The following is a 16,341-nucleotide window of genomic DNA, read 5'->3' as shown; positions in this document are numbered from 1 at the left end:
TCAGCCGATATTGAACGTCTCCGGAGCGCTGCGGACCGAACCCAGCTGGGCGACAACCGCGTACGCGCCCGGCGGCACCTTGACTCGCTCGCCCGCGCAGCCCGGCTGCGAGGTCGTCCCGGACCAGGTGAGTGTGAAGGCCGCCTGCTCGCCGCCCTTGAGCGTGCGCATATCGGTCGGGCCGCCCTGATCGCAGTCGGTGTTGGACCACAGCCGCCGCTGGCCGTCCAGCGACTGCACCGTGACCTGCTGCATCCCCGACCCCATATCGCGCTGGCAGGCGGTGGTGGAGATGTTGGTCGCGACGATGCCGAACACCGGCTGCTCGCCCGTCTTGTAGGTGGGCTGCCCGACCGTCACCTTCACCGCCAGCGACTGGTCCGGGCACGCCGCCGCGGAGCCGCTGGTGGCCGACGCGGCTTGCGAGGTGCTGGATTCGGACGTGCTGGTCCCGGCGGCGGCCTGGCTCGCGGGCGCCGAGGTCGAGGTGGCGGCGGCGTTGGCGTCCTTCTCGTCGCCGCCACCGCGCAGCAGCATGACGGCCAGCCAGATCACCAATGCGAGGGCGACGATCAGTGCCCCGATGGCGAGCAGGCGGCGCCGCCAGTAGATCTCCGGAGGGAGCGGTCCGTTCGGTTCCAGCACGCAACAACGGTAAGGGCACCATCGGGTACGCCCCCCTCAGCGCCCCGGCGTGTCGGGGCGGAAGTGGCGGCGGCGCCGGGTACCTTTTCGCGCTCGGGTCAGGCCGCCTCGCCGATGTTCCCGACCACCCGGTGGAGCTTGACCCGGCCGTCCTCGAGTTTGTAAGTGACACAGGCGATCGCGCATTCGCCGGTGGCCACCCGCTGCGAAATGGTCATCGATCGCTGCATCAGCAACCGGCTGGTTTCCACGACGTGGCGGGCTTCGAGCTCGTCCACCCCGGTGAGTCCCTCGCGCCGCCCGATCAGGATCGACGGGGTGACCCGCTCGACCACGCTGCGGATGAAACCGCCGGGGACGTCGCCGCCGTCGAGGGCGTCGATGGTCGCCCGCACGGCGCCGCAGGTGTCGTGGCCCAGCACCACGATCAGCGGTACGTGCAGCACCTCGACGCCGTATTCGATGGATCCGAGGACCGAGGAGTCGATGACGTGGCCCGCCGTGCGCACCACGAACATATCGCCCAGCCCCTGGTCGAAGATGATCTCGGCGGCCACGCGGGAGTCCCCGCACCCGAACAGAATCGCCGACGGCTGCTGACCGGCGACGAGCTTGGCCCGGTCGGCGGCGCCCTGACTAGGATGCTGCAACGTGCCGTTGACGAACCTGTCGTTGCCCTCGCGCAGGGCCTTCCAGGCGCTGATCGGGTTGGTATGAGCCATGTGTCCTATTTTCCACAGCGTGATCATTACTGGCGAGTCCGTGAAGTTACGCCCCGGCAAACAGCGCCCGATTGTGATGGAGGGGCGACGGTGAGCATCGATACCGACACCCTCATCGACTGGTACGGCGAGGCCGCCCGCGATCTGCCATGGCGGCGCTCCGGTGTGACGGCGTGGCAGATCCTGATGAGCGAGATCATGCTGCAGCAGACGCCGGTGGTGCGGGTGGAGCCGATCTGGCGGGAGTGGGTGGCGCGCTGGCCGGTGCCGTCTGCGATGGCGGCCGCTACGCAGGGCGAGGTGCTGCGCGCCTGGGGCAAGCTCGGGTATCCGCGCCGGGCGCTGCGGCTGCACGAATGCGCCCAGGTGCTGGCCGCCGAGCACGGCGACGAGGTGCCGTCCGACGTCGACGTGCTGCTGGGCCTGCCGGGGATCGGCGCCTATACCGCGCGGGCGGTGGCGTGCTTCGCCTACGGGCAGCGGGTTCCGGTGGTGGACACCAATGTCCGCCGGGTGGTCGCCCGTGCCGTGCACGGCCGCGCGGAGGCCGGTAATCCGGCCGCCCGCGACCTGGCCGAGACCGCGGCGCTGCTGCCGGAGCGAATCGACCGCGCCGCAACGCTTTCCGCGGCGTTGATGGAACTCGGCGCGACCGTGTGCACGGCCCGCAACCCCGACTGCGCCCGCTGCCCGCTGCCGCGCTGCGCCTGGGTGAGCGCCGGTCGCCCGGCGTCGGACGTGGTGCGCCGCACCCAGAAATACGACGGCACCGACCGCCAGGCCCGCGGCCGCCTGCTCGACGTGCTGCGCGGCGCATCCGGCCCGGTCGAACGAATCGCCTTGGACCTGGCCTGGACCCGCGACCCGGGCCAGCGCGACCGCGCCCTGGACTCCCTCCTGGTCGACGGCCTCATCGAACAAACCGCGGACGGCCTGTTCGCGCTGGCGGGCGAGGGCGGGGCGGCCTAGCCGCTCGGGGCATTCGGATCGGAACGGCTGCGGTGGCCAGCAGCGGGCTACGACTGAGCTGCGACCGCCGGGGTCGGCGTGGAGATCGGGTGGCGGGTGCGGGTGCCGACCAGGCGGCAGATCAGGTAGATGGTGAAGGCGATGGCGGTGATGAAGGTGGATACCGGGACGCCGGGGGCCAGCGAGAGCAGGATGCCGCCGACCGCCGAGATCTCGGCGAAGACGATGGCCAGCACCGTGGCGCGCAGCGGGTCGGCCGTCACCCGGGCGGCGGCCGCGGCGGGCGTGATCAGCAGCGACAACACCAGCAGGGCGCCGACGATCTGGACGCCGAAGGCCGCGGTGATGCCGAGCAGCACGGCGAAGACCACCGACAGCGCGCGCACCGGAACCCCGCGGGCGACGGCCACCTCCGGGTCGGTGCTGGCGAACAGCAGCGGGCGGTAGACGACAGCCAGCACCGCGAGCACGCCCACCGAGCACACGGTCAGCATGGTCAGGCCGCCGTCGCCGACGCTGACGACCTGCCCGGTCAGCAGCGAGAACTTCGATCCGGCGCGGCTGGGTCCCAGCCACAGGAACAGCACCGACAGGCCCAGCCCGAACGACAGCACCACGGCGATCACCGAATCACGTTCCCGCGCACGCGATCCCAGTACACCGAACATGACGGCCGCGACGACCGATCCGGCTATCGCGCCGAGCCCGACGCCGACCCCGGCCAGCAGCGCCGCGGCCGCGCCGGTCAGCGACAGCTCGCTGGTGCCGTGCACCGCGAACGACATCTGCCGACTCACGATCAACGGGCCGATGGCGCCCGCCAGCAGGCCCAGCAGCGCCGCCGCCAGCACGGCCTGCTGCACGAAGTCGTAGGACAGCAGGTTCGCCGTGGTGTGGAAGTCGAACATCTTGGTGAAGACGTCGGACAGCTTGTCGATCATGCCCGCACCGCCCCGGGCGCCTCGGCGTGGCAGTGCCCGCCCGCGACGCCGAGCGCGTCCATGGTGTCGCCGGTGCCGACCACGACCAGTCGACCGCGCACCCGCAGCACGTCCACCTCGGTCCGGTACAGCTCCGACAGTACCTCCGAGGTCATCACCTCGTCCGGCGTGCCGATCCGGAACTTCCCGTCGACCAGGTACAGCACCCGATCCACCAGCGGCAGAATCGGATTGATCTCGTGGGTCACGAACAGCACCGCGGTGTCGTGCTCGCGGCGGCGCCTATCGATGAGTTCGGACACCAGCCGCTGATTGGCCAGGTCCAGGCTCAGCAGCGGTTCGTCGCAGAGCAGCACCCGCGGATCGCCGACCAGCGCCTGCGCCACCCGCAGCCGCTGCTGCTCGCCGCCGGACAGCGATTCCAGCGGGGCGTGCGCGTAATGTCCGGCGCCTACCTGCGCCACCGCGTCGGCGACCTTGCGCCGCCGCTCTTTCCTCCCGCGCCACCCCAGCCCCCAGCGGTGCCCGTCGACCCCGAGCCCGACCAGGTCGACGCCGCGCAACTGCACGCCGGAATCGATAGTCTTCTGCTGCGGCACATAACCGATGTGCGGATTCCCCACCCGCGCGGGCGAACCCGCGACGTCGATGCTGCCGTCCGTCGGCTGCAGCTGGCCCAGCAGCATGCGCAACAGCGAGGTCTTGCCCGATCCGTTCGGCCCGAGCACGGCGATGAACTCACCCGGCGCGACCTCCAGGTCGAGCCCCTGCCACAGCGTCCGCTCCCCGAACGACAAGCGCGCATCCCGCAGGCGCACAGCGGGTTCGGCTTTGTTCGCCACCTCGGTCGGTACAACCCGTTCGGTGGCGCGGACGTTCCCCGGCATCGGCAACTCCTGTCGTCAGCCCAGGGCCTTGGCCAGCGCCTGGGCGTTCCCGGTCTGCCATCCGATGTAATCGGTGCCCTCGGGCAGGGTTTCGGTCACCTCGACCACCGGCACCCCGGCGGCCTTCGCGGATTCGGCGACGTCCTTGGTGGTCTTGTCCTCGGTCTGCACGTTGTAGACCAGGGCGCGAACCTGCTTGGCGGTGAGCAGGTCACGCACGGCGGCCACGTCGGCGGGCGCGGGATCGGTGCCCTGCTCGACGGCCTCCTCGAATCCGTGCGGGGTGCGGTCCTCGGCGCCGGCGGCCAGCAGCAGGTAGTGGGCCAGCGGCTCGGTCTGCAGCACCGGCGACTTCGGGTGCTCGGTCGCGACCTTGGCGGTGACCGCGCCGATCTCCTTCAGCTTGCCGCGGAAGGCGTCGGCGCGCTCGGTGTAGGCCTGCGCGTGCTCGGAGTCGGCCGCGCCCAGTTCGGCGCCGATCCTCGCGGCGACCGCGTCGACGGTGTTCACGTCGTACCAGACGTGCTCGTTCTCGTCGCTCTTGTCGGACTTCAGTTCGAACGCGTTGATGGTGGGTTTGCTGCGCCCCTCGGCCGCCTTCTCGGCAAACTCGTCGTAGTGCCCGCCGTTGACGATTACCAATGCGGCATCGCGGATATCGGCGGCGTCCGTGGGCGTGGTCTGGTACTCGTGTGGATCGTCGGTCGGGCTGTCGATGATGGACTTGACCTCGACATCGGGCCCGGCGATCGCGGCGGCGATGCTGCCCCAGACATTGGTCGACGCGACGACGGTGAGCTTGCCCGAATCGCTGCCGGAGTCACCGCAGGCGGTCAGGCCCGCGGCGGCCGCGACCCCCATCGCGACGGCGGCCATTCGAAAGGCGAAACTTCTGGTCACGCGGGGGTACTCCTGACACACACTAACGGAAACGATTTCCATTTAATGTAGCAAACGCGTCCATGACCAGCGGCATCGATTCGTCCGATTCCCGCTGTGATACCCAGCACGGGCAGCCCCAGGGAGGCCCCTTCCCGTCATCCCGGCGTGCTTTTGGCCGGGATCTCGCTGTGGATTCCGGCCAAGAACGCGCCGGAATGACGGGAAGGGGCGTGCCGGGATGACAGAAGGGCGTGCCGGATGATGGTAGGGGCCGCCGCCCTTCTAGCCCTGCGCCAGCGCCGGTACCGGCTGGCTCAGCAACTGCGCGCAGCGCAGCAAACCCAGGTGGCTGTAGGCCTGCGGATGGTTGCCCAGCGAGCGCTCGGCGACCGGGTCGTACTCCTCGCTCAGCAACCCGGTCGGTCCGGCCACGTCCACCAGCTGCGCGAACAGCGCCTCGGCATCCTCCCGCTTGCCGATCAGCAGGTACGCCTCCACCAGCCACGCCGCGCACAGGTGGAATCCGCCCTCGCCGCCGGGCAGCCCGTCGTCGTGGTGGTAGCGATACACCGTGGACCCGCTGCGCAGCTCCGCCTCGGTGGCCACGACGGTGGCGGCGAACCGTGGATCGGAGGGATCGATGAGCCCGCTCAGCCCGATGTGCAGGGTCGCCGCGTCCAGGTCGGTGCCGTCGTAGGCCGCGGTGTAGGACTGCACCTCGTCGTTCCAGCCCTTGGTGCGGACCTCGTCGGCGATGGTGTCGCGCAGCTCCAGCCAGGCCGTGTCGACCATGCGGTGGAATTTTTCCGCCAGCCGCAGCGCGCGGTCGACGGTCATCCAGCCCATCACCTTCGAGTACACGTGGTGGCGCGGGTTGCCACGGATCTCCCAGATGCCGTGATCGGGCTCGCGCCAGCGCCGCTGCACCGCGGACACCATGGCGTGCACCAGCTCCCAGTCGCGGTCCGGCAGCGCCTTGGCGGGATCGGTGATGCCCTTGCGCTCCCGCGCGTCCGCGAGCCCCGCGATCAGGTCCACGATCGGCCCGAATACGTCGAGCTGGACCTGCATATTGGCCGCGTTGCCGACCCGGACCGGCCGCGAACCGGCGTAGCCGGGCAACTGATCGAGCACGGCCTCGGGCCCCAGCGTCTCCCCGTAGAGGGTGTACAGCGGGTGCAGGCGCTCGGGCCCGGCCAGTGTCTCCAGCACCCGGTGCACCCATTCGAGGAACTCCTCGGCCTCGGTGACCGAGCCGAGCGCGACCAGGGCGTGCGCGGTCATCGAGGCGTCGCGCAGCCAGCAGTACCGGTAGTCCCAGTTGCGCACGCCGCCGATGTCCTCGGGCAGCGAGGTGGTGGCCGCGGCCATGATCGATCCGGACGGCGCGTGCACCAGTCCGCGCAGCGTGAGGGCGGACCGCTTCATCAGATCCGGCTTCAGCGGCGGCAGCTCCAGCTCCTCGGCCCAGTCGCGCCAGTAGCGCTCGGCCTCGCGCCGCCGCTCCAGCTCGCTGACCATGGCGGGCGCGAGATCGGAGGTGCCGCAGCGCATCTCCAGCACGACCGGCCCGCGGGAGGCATCGATCACGGCGCGGGCGGTCTGGTGGATGCCCTCCTCGACGATCTGCCACTGCACGCCCGGCGACCGCAGCACGATCGGGTCGTTGGTGCCGTGCACCCGCAGACCCGCGGGCTCGACCTCGAGATTGACCGGCACCTGGCCGAATTCGGGCCGCGGCGCGAAGGTCACCACGGCCTTGGCGTCGCCGGTGATCACCCGGGTCAGGTCGGTGCGCTCGGGCGCGACGTCGTGCGGCAGATAGTCCACCACCTGCAGACTGGCCCAACGGGTTTCGACGGTCATGGTGCCGTCGACGTAGCGCTGCGACAGCGGCAGCCCGGGGCGCTCCGGTGCGATGGTGAAGTGCCCGGCCTGCGGACCGCCGAGCAGGTGGGCGAAGACGGCCGCCGAATCCGGTTCGGGGTGGCAGAACCAGGTGACGGTGCCGTCGGGGGTGACGAGTGCCTTGGAGCGGGGCCCGGCCAGCATGGTCAGGCGCTCGATTCGGGGGGCCGAGGCACCGGCCAGCCAGGTGCGCCGCTCTTCGAGCAGGAACGCCAGGGCCTTGGCCACCTCCTCGGTGCTGGCCACGCGGTATCCGGCGAGGCTCTCGCCGTCGCCCACCTTGATGCCGACGTCGGGACCCGACAGCCGCGCGAACGCCTTCTCGTCGGTGACGTCGTCGCCGAAGAAGACCGCCGCCGAGGCGCCCTCCTGATGCCGGATGATGTCGAGGGCGGCGCCCTTGTCGGTCTGGATGACCGCCAGCTCGATGACGGCCTTGCCCTCGGTCACCTGCACGCCCACCCAGCTGGCGGGGCCCTGCCGGGCCTGCTGCAGCGTGCGGCGGCCGACCTCGGGGGCGGCATTGCGCACGTGCAGGGCGACGCTGGCGGGTTTGATCTCGACCGTCGCGCCCGGATTGTCCGCGGCGATCCGGCTCAGTGCGCTCTGCACTTCCCGTAGCAGCTGTTTGGCGTCGTTATCGATGGCATGGACGAAGCCGACGTCGAATTCCGAACCGTGACTTCCGATCAGCTGCACCTCGACCGGAAGCCGGGACAGCGCCGCGAGATCTCGCAGCGCCCGGCCGGAGATGACGGCCGCCGTGGTGGCGGTCAGACCGGCGAGCGCACGCAGTGCGCTCACCGATTCCCGATGGGGATAGGCCTTCGCCGGGTCCGACACGATGGGCGCGATCGTCCCGTCGTAGTCCGAGGCGACAAGGAGCCGTGGCATGCGGGCTACTGCCGCCAACGCACGGCGAAGTTCCTGTGACAGATCCTCTGCGCTCACGCGTCCAACCTATAGATCGGAGGAGAATTTTCAGGGCGCGAGAAACTCTACTGGGTGAGGTTTGCTCGCCGGTTCGCGCAGTGATACGAGACGTTTACGTTTGCCTCGCCGTGCGCATCCCTGATTGTGCGGTCTCCTGCCGTACGTTAGCTGGCTTGCCACGCGGGACACCCGGCAAATCTTACGCCGATTCGGCGCCGAGCAGCAGGTCAACGGTGAGCTCGAGACGTTCTGTGACGTCCGTCGCGGAGGCGCGCCGAGTCAGCCACGCGACCAGATTCGACAGCCACACGTCACTGATCACCCGCGCGATGGCGAGGTCGCGCTCGGACGGTTCGTCGTCGTTCATGGCGCGGGCGAAGAAGCGGTCCATCACTCGTCCGACCCGGTCGACCTCGGCGGCGGCGGAGGCGTCGGCGAACATGAACGCGCGGGTCATCGCCTCGGTCAGCAGCGGGTCGCGCTGCATGGCCCGGGTGACCTGGGTGAGCAGCAGATGCATGCGTTCCCTGGGGGATTGCCCCGCCAGCGGTTTGCGTTTGCTCTCGAACTGCTCGAATTCGCGGGCCAGCGCGGACACGAGCAGGTGCACCTTGGACGGGAAGTACCGGTACAGGGTTCCCACGGCGACGTCGGCACGTTCGGCGACCGCGCGCATCTGCACCGCGTCGTAGCCGCCCTTGGAGGCCAGTGCGAGGGTGGCGTCGAGGATGCGCTTACGGCGTTCGCGCTGCGCGGCCGAGCTGAGCTCGTCCTCGCTGAGTGTGTTCACCGGTGTGGCACGCGGGCGGTTTCCGTTCCGCGCCCCCGAGTCGGCTGACTGCTCTCGGGAGGGACTGGCCATTGGTGAGAGTCCTTTCCTGCAAACGTTATGTCGCGCCTGTTGCCGTCGTGCCGCTGTGACGGACCGTGTCTTGACTTCCGCCCGGCTCGAATATTAGAACATGTTCTAGGTGTGGGAGTCACGCCGGAAAGGCGGTATGGAGTGTGACCATCGCCACCACTGACGAGCATAAAGCCGTTCAGGAGTCGATGCGCGGATGGGCCGCGGCGATACGCCCGATTGCAACCATGCGCAGCGGCGAGCCGGGATACTGGCGCGAATTCTGGCCGAGTCTGGTGGGGCTCGGCGTGTTCCGCGTCGCCCTGCCCGAAGCCGCGGGCGGCGCCGACGGTTCCGTGAACGACCTGGCGGTTCTCATCGAGCAGGCGGCCCACGATCTGGTGGGCGGGCCGATCTCGGCGACCGCGCTCACCGGCCTCGTTACCGGCGGAGCACTGGACGAGGATACGCCCGCGGGCATCGCCCTGGGTGATCCGGTTGCGGTGCGGGGCAACGGGACCGGGGACCTGGTGCTGACGGGCGTGTGGGAGACGGTGCTGGGTGCGGCGGAGGGGACCGCCGTGCTGCTGCCGGTCTCGTTCTCGTCCCGGCGGGCGTGGTGCCTCATCGGGCCTGGTGTCGAGGGCCTGCGGATCGAGGAGCTGTCCCCGCTGGACCCGAGCACCCCACTGGCTCGAGTCGTATGCGACGGCGTCCGTGTCGCCGCCGATCGAATCTTCGAACCCCCCTATGCCGTAGGGGATTTGATCGCGGCGCTGGTGGCCGCGGAGCTGGCCGGGATCGCGGGGTGGTGCCTGGAGACGGCGACCGACTACGCCAAGGTGCGCGAGCAGTTCGGGCGTAAGATCGGCGAATTCCAGGCGGTCAAGCATATCTGCGCGGGCATGCTGTGCCGCGCCGAGCTGATCCGCGCGGTCGCCGCCGATGCGGCCGCGGCCGTCGACAATCGCAGTGACGAACTGCCGCTGGCCGCCGCCATCGCAATGTCCGTGGCCCTGGACGCGGCGGTGGAGACCGCCAAGGACTGCATACAGGTGCTCGGCGGCATCGGATTCACCTGGGAGCACGACGCCCACCTGTACTTGCGCCGCGCGGTCGCCCTGCGCCAACTACTGGGCGGCGGTTCCGTCTGGCGTGCCCGCGTCACGGAACTGGTGCGAGCGGGCAAGCGCCGCACGGTCGGCCTGGACCTGGGCGCCGACCTCGGTTCCTCCCGACACACTGCTGCCGCTTCGTCGTCTGGGCACACTGCTGCCGCTTCGTCGTCTGGGCGTGCTGATGTCGCTTCGTCGTCTGGGCGTGCTGATGTCGCTTCGTCGTCTGGGCGTGCCGACGTCACTTCGTCTTCCCGGCGTGCTTTTGGCCGGGATTCCGGCCAAAAGCACGCCGGAATGACCGGGGCGGGGGATGCCGGAATGACCGGGGCGGGGGATGCCGGAATGACCGGGGCGGGGGATGCCGGAATGACCGGGGCGGGGGATGCCGGAATGACCGGGGCGGGGGATGCCGGAATGACCGGGGCGGGGGACGCTGGGATGACGGAGGGGGAGGTGGCCGCGTGGGAGGCCGTGGGATTGAGCGCGGGCGACGCCGTGGAACTCGGTGCGGATATTGCTCGCATCGCCGCGCTGCCGGTCGAGCGGCAGCGTGATGCGTTGGTGGATACCGGCCTGTTGGCCCCGCACTGGCCCTCGCCCTACGGCCGCGGGGCGGGCCCGATTCTGCGTACGCTGATCGATGAACAGGTGCGTGGGGCCGGAATCACGGTGCCGGACATCCAGATCGGCAACTGGGCGGTGCCCACGCTGCTGCAGTACGGCACGCCGGAGCAGATCGAGCGCTTCGTGCAGCCGACGCTGCGCGGCGAGGTGATCTGGTGCCAGCTGTTCAGCGAGCCCGAGGCCGGATCGGACCTGGCGGCGTTGCGCACCACGGCGACCCGCGTGGACGGCGGCTGGAAGCTGCGCGGCCAGAAGGTGTGGACCTCGCTGGCGAACGTGGCGAACTGGGGCATCTGCCTGGCTCGCACCGATGCCGAGGTGCCCAAGCACCGCGGCATCAGCTACTTCCTGGTCGATATGAACAGCCCGGGTATCGACATCCGGCCGCTGGTGCAGATCACCGGGGAAGCGCGTTTCTCCGAGGTCTTCCTCGACGAGGTATTCGTCCCCGACGACTGCCTGGTCGGCGAATTGGGCGGGGGCTGGAAAATCGCCCGCTCCACGCTGTCCTCGGAACGGGTCGCCATGGGCGGCAGCGGAATCGGTGAGGAATTGGAAACCCTGATCGCCACCGCTCCGACCGATGGACCGGGCGCCGAATTGATTGCCGACCGCATCGGCGATTTGGTTGCCCAATCGGTCGCTGGGTTATTGCTGGAAACCCGTGCGGCGCAGCGAATGCTCGCCGGAATTGATCCCGGACCGCAGAGCAGCGTGCGCAAACTGGTCGGTGTCCGCCATCGTCAGGCGGTCGCCGAGTTCGCCGTCGAACTCGCCGGTGTCGCGGGCGCTCAGGAATCGGATGTGGTGAAAGAATTCCTGTTAACACGCTGTTTGTCGATCGCGGGGGGAACCGAGCAGATCCTTTTGACCGTGGCCGGCGAACGGATTCTCGGGCTCCCGCGCGAATCGCACGGCTGACTCCACATCTGACACGGGAGCAATGAATTGGACTTCAATAGGGACGAGAGCCAGGACGCTGTCGCCGAGGTTGTCGTAAGTTTGCTGGAACGCAACAGTGCGCGCGATGGCGAGCTCTGGCCCACACTCGTCGACAGCGGTTTGCTGGCGGTCGCGCTGCCGGAACGCTTCGGCGGAGACGATATGGGACTGCTCGAGGTCTCGGCCATGCTGACCGAGCTGGCCACCGACGCCGTGCAGGTGCCCGCGCTGGCCACGCTCGGGTTCGGGGTGCTGCCGCTGGTGGGCCGCGTACCGGACGCGCTGGCGGAGAAGATTTTTCCGGCCGTGGCCAAGGGCGCGGTGCTGACCGCGGCGCTGCACGAGCCAGGCGCGCCGTTCACGCTGAAGCCGGAGACGACCGCGGTGGCCGATGGCGACGTGGTGCGGATCAGCGGCCGCAAGATCGCGGTGCCGTACGCCGAGCAGGCCCAGTGGCTGCTGGTGCCGACAGACTCCGGAATCGCGGTGGTGGACGCCGATATACCGGGCGTCACCCGGGTGGCGAGCCCGGCCTCCACCGGTGCGCCGGAGTTCTCCGTCCACCTCGAAGACGCCGAGATACCGGCCGCGCAGCTGCTGCCGAACGGTATCGCGGATCTGCACCGGCTCGCTCTGGCGTCGATCGGCGCGGTCGCGGACGGACTGCTGAAGGGTGTGCTGACGCTGACCGCCGAGCATGTGCGGACCCGTCACCAGTTCGGCCGCCCGCTGGCCGAGTTCCAGGCGGTGGCCCAGCAGATCGGCGACGTCTACGTCGTCTCGCGCACGCTGCACGCGGCCGCGCTGTCGGCGAACTGGGCTCTGGCGCAAGAGGATCGGAGTCCCGACCATCGCGAGCGGGTCGACGACGACTTGGACGTGCTCGCCTACTGCGTGGCCTCGGACCTGCCCGCGGCCGTGCAGAAGTGTCACCACCTGCACGGCGGCATCGGGGTGGACATGACCCATCCGCTGCACCGCTACTACTCACAGGCCAAGGACATCGCCCGCTGGCTAGGCGGCGCGTCGTTCCGGCTGGATCGTTTGGGAGCCAGATGTTCATCGACCTGACGGCCGAGCAGCGCCGGCTGCGCGACGAATTGCGTTCGTACTTCGCCGATCTCGTGACTCCCGAGGAGGAGGCCGAGATGTCGGTGAACCGGCACGGCGACGCCTACCGCGCGGTGGTGCGGCGCATGGGCCGCGACGGCCGCCTCGGCGTGGGCTGGCCGAAGGAGTACGGCGGGCAGGGATTCGGGCCGGTCGAGCAGCAGATCTTCTACAACGAGGCCGCGCGGGCGGATGTGCCGCTGCCGCTGGTCACGCTCATGACGGTCGGCCCGACGCTGCAGCAGTTCGGCACCGAGGAGCAGAAGAAGAAGTTCCTGCCCGCGATCCTTTCCGGCGACGTGCATTTCGCGATCGGCTACTCCGAGCCCGAGGCGGGTACCGACCTGGCGTCGCTGCGCACCAGCGCGGTGCGCGACGCGAACGGCGACTGGATCGTCAATGGGCAGAAGATCTTCACCACCGGCGCGCACGAGGCCGACTACGTGTGGCTGGCCTGCCGGACCGGCACGGCCGAATCGCGGCACCGCGGCATCACGATCCTGATCGTGGACACCAAGGATCCGGGCTACTCGTGGACGCCGATCATCACCTGCGACGGTGCGCACCACACCAACGCCACGTACTTCGACAATGTGCGAGTTCCGGCGAATATGCTTGTCGGTGAGGAGAACCGGGGCTGGAAGCTGATCACCACCCAGCTCAACCACGAGCGGGTGAGCCTGGGCCCGTCCGGCAAGATCGAGCAACTCTACGACCGGGCAAGGGATTTCGCGCGGCGACAGGGAGTGCTGGGCGAGGCCGACGTGCGGCGCTCGCTGGGCCGCATACACGCCATGGTCCGGCTCAACGAGCTGCTGAACTGGCAGGTGGCCGCCGACGCGGGCAATGCCACCGGCGGGAGCGACGGGCCCGGAGGAGACGGCCCGCGTAACCACGGAGGCCCCCGCGGACGCCGCAATGACACAGCCGATCCGTCCGGCGTGATCGCGGATGCCTCTGCGACCAAGGTCTTTTCGACCGAATCGCTGCAGGAGGCGGGGCGGCTGGCCGAGGAGATCGTCGGTCGCTACGGCGATCCGGCGGATCCGCCGACCGCCGAACTGCTGACCTGGCTGGACCGGCGCACCAAGCAGAACCTGGTGGTGACCTTCGGCGGCGGCGTCAACGAGATCATGCGCGAACTCATCGCCACCGCCGGACTGCAGCTGCCGCGCGTACCGAGATAGGAGCTTCCCATGCCGGAAACCATGACGGCGGAACAGATCTCCGCCGCCGGGGAACGGATCAAGGACAAGGGCGAGTGCGCACCGCGCGTGGCGCGCGATCCGGTCAACCAACCCATGATCAACAACTGGGTGGAGGCCATCGGCGACGCCAACCCGATCTACGTCGACGAGCAGGCGGCGCGCGCGGCCGGGCATCCGGGCATCGTCGCCCCGCCCGCGATGGCGCAGGTGTGGTCGATGCCGGGGCTGCACGGGGCGCGCCCGGCGGACGATCCGATGAACGCGGTCAACGATCTGCTCGATGCCGCGGGCTACACGTCGGTGGTGGCGACCAATTGCGAGCAGACCTATCACCGGTATCTGGAGCTGGGCGAGCGGGTCGAGGCGCGCACCCGGCTGCAGGATCTGGTGGGGCCCAAGCGCACCGCGCTCGGCGAGGGCTGGTTCGCCACCTACATCCTGACCTGGTACGTCGGCGACGAGGCCGTCACCGAGATGTCGTTCCGGATGCTGAAGTTCGCGCCCGGTACGGCGAAACCGGCTGCCGCGCAGGACGATCTGAGCAAGCGGGCCCGCCCGACCGTCTCGAAGGACACCGAATTCTTCTGGGAGGGGACGAAGGCGGGGGAACTGCGCATCCAGCGACTGTCCGACGGCACGCTGCGGCATCCGCCGGTGCCCGCGCTGTGGCAGGACAAGACCGAGACGACCGACTACGTGGTGGCCTCCGGCCGCGGCACGGTGTTCAGCTACGTCGTGCACCACGCGCCGAAGGTGCCCGGACGGCAGGTGCCCTACGTGGTGGCGCTGGTCGAGTTGGAGGAGGGTGTGCGGATGCTCGGTGAGCTGCGCGGCATCGAACCCGATGCGGTGCGCATCGGGCAGCCGGTCGAGGCGGCCTTCGAGAAGCTCGACGACGACAACACGCTGCCGTATTGGAAGGTGAGCGCATGACGGCCACACTGGAACCCGGTGCCGTGCAGGCCGGTTCGATGCTGCCCGAGCTGGTCGTCCATGCCGATCCCACGTTCGTGGTCAGCACCGCCCTGGCCACCCGAGACTTCCAGGACGTGCACCACGACCGGGACAAGGCCGTCGAACGCGGCTCGAAGGACATCTTCGTCAACATCCTCACCGACACCGGGCTGGTGCAGCGGTTCGTCACCGACTGGGCCGGGCCGGGCGCCCGCGTGAAGTCGCTCGAACTGCGGCTGGGGGTGCCCCTGTACGCGGGCGACACCCTGACGCTGAGCGGCACCGTGACCGCGGTCGAGGGCGGCGAGATCCATATCGACGTGGTGGGCCGCGACAGCCTCGGAGACCACATCACGGCGAAAGCCGTTATCGCACTGCAGGAGACGGCATGACCAACTCTGGACTGAGCGGTAAGTCCGCCATCGTCGGCATCGGCGCCACGGACTTCTCCAAGGATTCCGGGCGCAGCGAACTGCGATTGGCCGCCGAGGCGGTGACGGCCGCACTGCACGATGCGGGTCTGAAGCCCGCGGACGTCGACGGCCTGACCACCTTCACGATGGACACCAACACCCAGGCCGCCGTGGCGCGGGCGGCCGGTATCCCGAATCTGAAGTTCTTCAGCAACATTCCGTTCGGCGGCGGGGCGGCCTGCGCGACCGTGCAGCAGGCGGCGATGGCTGTCGCGACCGGCGTCGCCGACGTGGTGGTCGCCTACCGCGCGTTCAACGAGCGCTCGGGTCACCGATTCGGCCAGTTCGCAACGCATTTGGCGACCGCCGCCACCTCCTCCGGCGTCGATGCGGCCTGGGCGTACCCGCAGGGCCTGGGGACACCGGCGGCTCAGGTCGCCATGGTGGCACGGCGGTACATGCACGTATACGGCGCCACCAGTGCGGATTTCGGTCGCATCGCGGTCGCCGACCGCAAGCACGCGGCGGTGAACCCGGCGGCGCACTTCTACGGCAAGCCGATCACGCTGGAGGAGCACCAGAGTTCCCGCTGGATCGCCGAGCCGCTGCATCTGCTGGACTGCTGCCAGGAGACCGACGGCGGCGTGGCGATCGTGGTCACGAGTGTCGAACGGGCCCGGGATCTGCCGCAGAAGTCGGCCGTGATCGCCGCTGCCGCACAGGGTTCCGGCGCGGACCAGTACGTCATGACCAGCTACTACCGTGACGCCATGACCGGGCTGCCGGAGATGGGACTGGTCGGCGATCAGCTCTGGGCACAGAGCGGGCTGCGGCCCGAGGATATGCAGGCCGCCATTCTCTACGACCACTTCACCCCCTTCGTACTGATGCAGCTGGAGGAACTCGGCTTCTGCGCCCGCGGCGAGGCCCGCGACTTCATCGCAGACGGCGCCATCGAACTCGGCGGCCGCCTGCCCCTGAACACCCACGGCGGCCAACTCGGCGAGGCCTACATCCACGGCATGAACGGCATAGCCGAGGGCGTCCGCCAAATCCGCGGCGCCTCGGTCAACCAGGTAGCGGGCCTGTCCAACATCGCGGTCACCGCGGGCACCGGCGTCCCCACCTCCGGCCTGGTCCTCACCGCCGCCTGAGCCGAGCGGAGTCAGCGAACGAATCCGCGCACCTGCTCGACCAGACGCAACCGCGAACCCTTGGTTGCTGCTGCACCATCGTTTTCAGCC

Annotated in this window: 14 protein-coding genes; 7 read left to right on the top strand and 7 right to left on the bottom strand. The window is 69.4% G+C overall.

Annotated features, from left to right (window positions below; translation table 11 throughout):
* Both ACYVLQ_RS22795 and ACYVLQ_RS22790 read right to left on the bottom strand, forming a co-directional pair.
* On the bottom strand, positions 1-645 hold the full coding sequence (locus ACYVLQ_RS22795; protein WP_460699524.1) for a hypothetical protein: 645 nt from the start codon (positions 643-645) through the stop codon (positions 1-3).
* Between the two features lie 98 nt (positions 646-743).
* Positions 744-1,367 carry a carbonic anhydrase gene (locus tag ACYVLQ_RS22790; protein WP_460699523.1) on the bottom strand — a complete coding sequence of 208 codons (624 nt, stop codon included), beginning with the start codon at positions 1,365-1,367 and terminating at the stop codon, positions 744-746.
* Between the two features lie 90 nt (positions 1,368-1,457).
* Here ACYVLQ_RS22790 and ACYVLQ_RS22785 point away from each other — a divergent pair, with 90 nt between their 5' ends.
* Entirely contained in the window at positions 1,458-2,336 is an 879-nt protein-coding gene (locus ACYVLQ_RS22785) for an HhH-GPD family protein (protein ID WP_460699522.1), read from the top strand.
* 47 nt (positions 2,337-2,383) lie between these two features.
* Here the strand turns inward: ACYVLQ_RS22785 and ACYVLQ_RS22780 are convergent, their stop codons facing one another.
* From ACYVLQ_RS22780 to kstR, 5 genes are all read right to left on the bottom strand, one after another.
* Positions 2,384-3,277, bottom strand: coding sequence for a metal ABC transporter permease (locus tag ACYVLQ_RS22780; RefSeq protein WP_460699521.1), 894 nt, complete (start codon positions 3,275-3,277; stop codon positions 2,384-2,386).
* The gene (locus ACYVLQ_RS22775; protein ID WP_460699520.1) at positions 3,274-4,164 is read right to left on the bottom strand and encodes a metal ABC transporter ATP-binding protein; all 891 of its coding nucleotides are present in this window, start codon (positions 4,162-4,164) and stop codon (positions 3,274-3,276) included. The genes ACYVLQ_RS22780 and ACYVLQ_RS22775 overlap by 4 nt, the downstream gene beginning before the upstream one ends.
* A 15-nt stretch (positions 4,165-4,179) precedes the next feature.
* Positions 4,180-5,040, bottom strand: a complete 861-nt coding sequence (locus ACYVLQ_RS22770; RefSeq protein ID WP_460699610.1) for a metal ABC transporter solute-binding protein, Zn/Mn family — start codon at positions 5,038-5,040, stop codon at positions 4,180-4,182.
* 288 nt (positions 5,041-5,328) lie between these two features.
* Complete coding sequence (gene otsB, locus ACYVLQ_RS22765; protein ID WP_460699519.1) at positions 5,329-7,905, bottom strand: trehalose-phosphatase; 2,577 nt, start codon at positions 7,903-7,905, stop codon at positions 5,329-5,331.
* A gap of 181 nt (positions 7,906-8,086) precedes the next feature.
* Entirely contained in the window at positions 8,087-8,749 is a 663-nt protein-coding gene (gene kstR, locus ACYVLQ_RS22760) for a cholesterol catabolism transcriptional regulator KstR (RefSeq protein WP_068022403.1), read from the bottom strand.
* A gap of 149 nt (positions 8,750-8,898) precedes the next feature.
* Here kstR and ACYVLQ_RS22755 point away from each other — a divergent pair, with 149 nt between their 5' ends.
* The 6 genes from ACYVLQ_RS22755 to ACYVLQ_RS22730 are packed head-to-tail and all read left to right on the top strand — an operon-like array spanning position 8,899 to position 16,251.
* Positions 8,899-11,391 (top strand): acyl-CoA dehydrogenase, encoded by a 2,493-nt coding sequence (locus tag ACYVLQ_RS22755; RefSeq protein WP_460699609.1) that lies wholly within the window; start codon positions 8,899-8,901, stop codon positions 11,389-11,391.
* 27 nt (positions 11,392-11,418) lie between these two features.
* Complete coding sequence (locus tag ACYVLQ_RS22750; RefSeq protein WP_460699518.1) at positions 11,419-12,483, top strand: acyl-CoA dehydrogenase family protein; 1,065 nt, start codon at positions 11,419-11,421, stop codon at positions 12,481-12,483.
* Entirely contained in the window at positions 12,468-13,709 is a 1,242-nt protein-coding gene (locus ACYVLQ_RS22745; protein WP_460699517.1) for an acyl-CoA dehydrogenase family protein, read from the top strand. Before ACYVLQ_RS22750 ends, ACYVLQ_RS22745 begins: the two co-directional genes overlap by 16 nt.
* A gap of 21 nt (positions 13,710-13,730) precedes the next feature.
* The gene (locus ACYVLQ_RS22740; RefSeq protein ID WP_460699608.1) at positions 13,731-14,663 is read left to right on the top strand and encodes a bifunctional MaoC family dehydratase N-terminal/OB-fold nucleic acid binding domain-containing protein; all 933 of its coding nucleotides are present in this window, start codon (positions 13,731-13,733) and stop codon (positions 14,661-14,663) included.
* A complete protein-coding gene (locus tag ACYVLQ_RS22735) occupies positions 14,660-15,076 on the top strand; it encodes a MaoC family dehydratase (RefSeq protein WP_460699516.1) in 417 nt (138 codons plus the stop codon). Before ACYVLQ_RS22740 ends, ACYVLQ_RS22735 begins: the two co-directional genes overlap by 4 nt.
* Entirely contained in the window at positions 15,073-16,251 is a 1,179-nt protein-coding gene (locus tag ACYVLQ_RS22730) for a lipid-transfer protein (RefSeq protein WP_460699515.1), read from the top strand. The genes ACYVLQ_RS22735 and ACYVLQ_RS22730 overlap by 4 nt, the downstream gene beginning before the upstream one ends.
* Positions 16,252-16,341: the final 90 nt, after the last annotated feature.

The organism is Nocardia thraciensis (assembly GCF_054782435.1).
The sequence above is the reverse complement of the archived record's forward strand: the minus strand, read 5'-3'. Positions and strand labels throughout refer to the sequence as shown.

What these genes read in the sequence shown, in the direction of transcription:
- ACYVLQ_RS22775 (WP_460699520.1), bottom strand. Translation starts at nt 4,164, where the DNA reads ATGCCGGGGAACGTCCGCGCCACCGAACGGGTTGTACCGACCGAGGTG.
- ACYVLQ_RS22770 (WP_460699610.1), bottom strand. Translation starts at nt 5,040, where the DNA reads ATGGCCGCCGTCGCGATGGGGGTCGCGGCCGCCGCGGGCCTGACCGCC.
- ACYVLQ_RS22735 (WP_460699516.1), top strand. Translation starts at nt 14,660, where the DNA reads ATGACGGCCACACTGGAACCCGGTGCCGTGCAGGCCGGTTCGATGCTG.
- ACYVLQ_RS22740 (WP_460699608.1), top strand. Translation starts at nt 13,731, where the DNA reads ATGACGGCGGAACAGATCTCCGCCGCCGGGGAACGGATCAAGGACAAG.
- ACYVLQ_RS22745 (WP_460699517.1), top strand. Translation starts at nt 12,468, where the DNA reads ATGTTCATCGACCTGACGGCCGAGCAGCGCCGGCTGCGCGACGAATTG.
- ACYVLQ_RS22730 (WP_460699515.1), top strand. Translation starts at nt 15,073, where the DNA reads ATGACCAACTCTGGACTGAGCGGTAAGTCCGCCATCGTCGGCATCGGC.
- ACYVLQ_RS22780 (WP_460699521.1), bottom strand. Translation starts at nt 3,277, where the DNA reads ATGATCGACAAGCTGTCCGACGTCTTCACCAAGATGTTCGACTTCCAC.
- kstR (WP_068022403.1), bottom strand. Translation starts at nt 8,749, where the DNA reads ATGGCCAGTCCCTCCCGAGAGCAGTCAGCCGACTCGGGGGCGCGGAAC.
- ACYVLQ_RS22790 (WP_460699523.1), bottom strand. Translation starts at nt 1,367, where the DNA reads ATGGCTCATACCAACCCGATCAGCGCCTGGAAGGCCCTGCGCGAGGGC.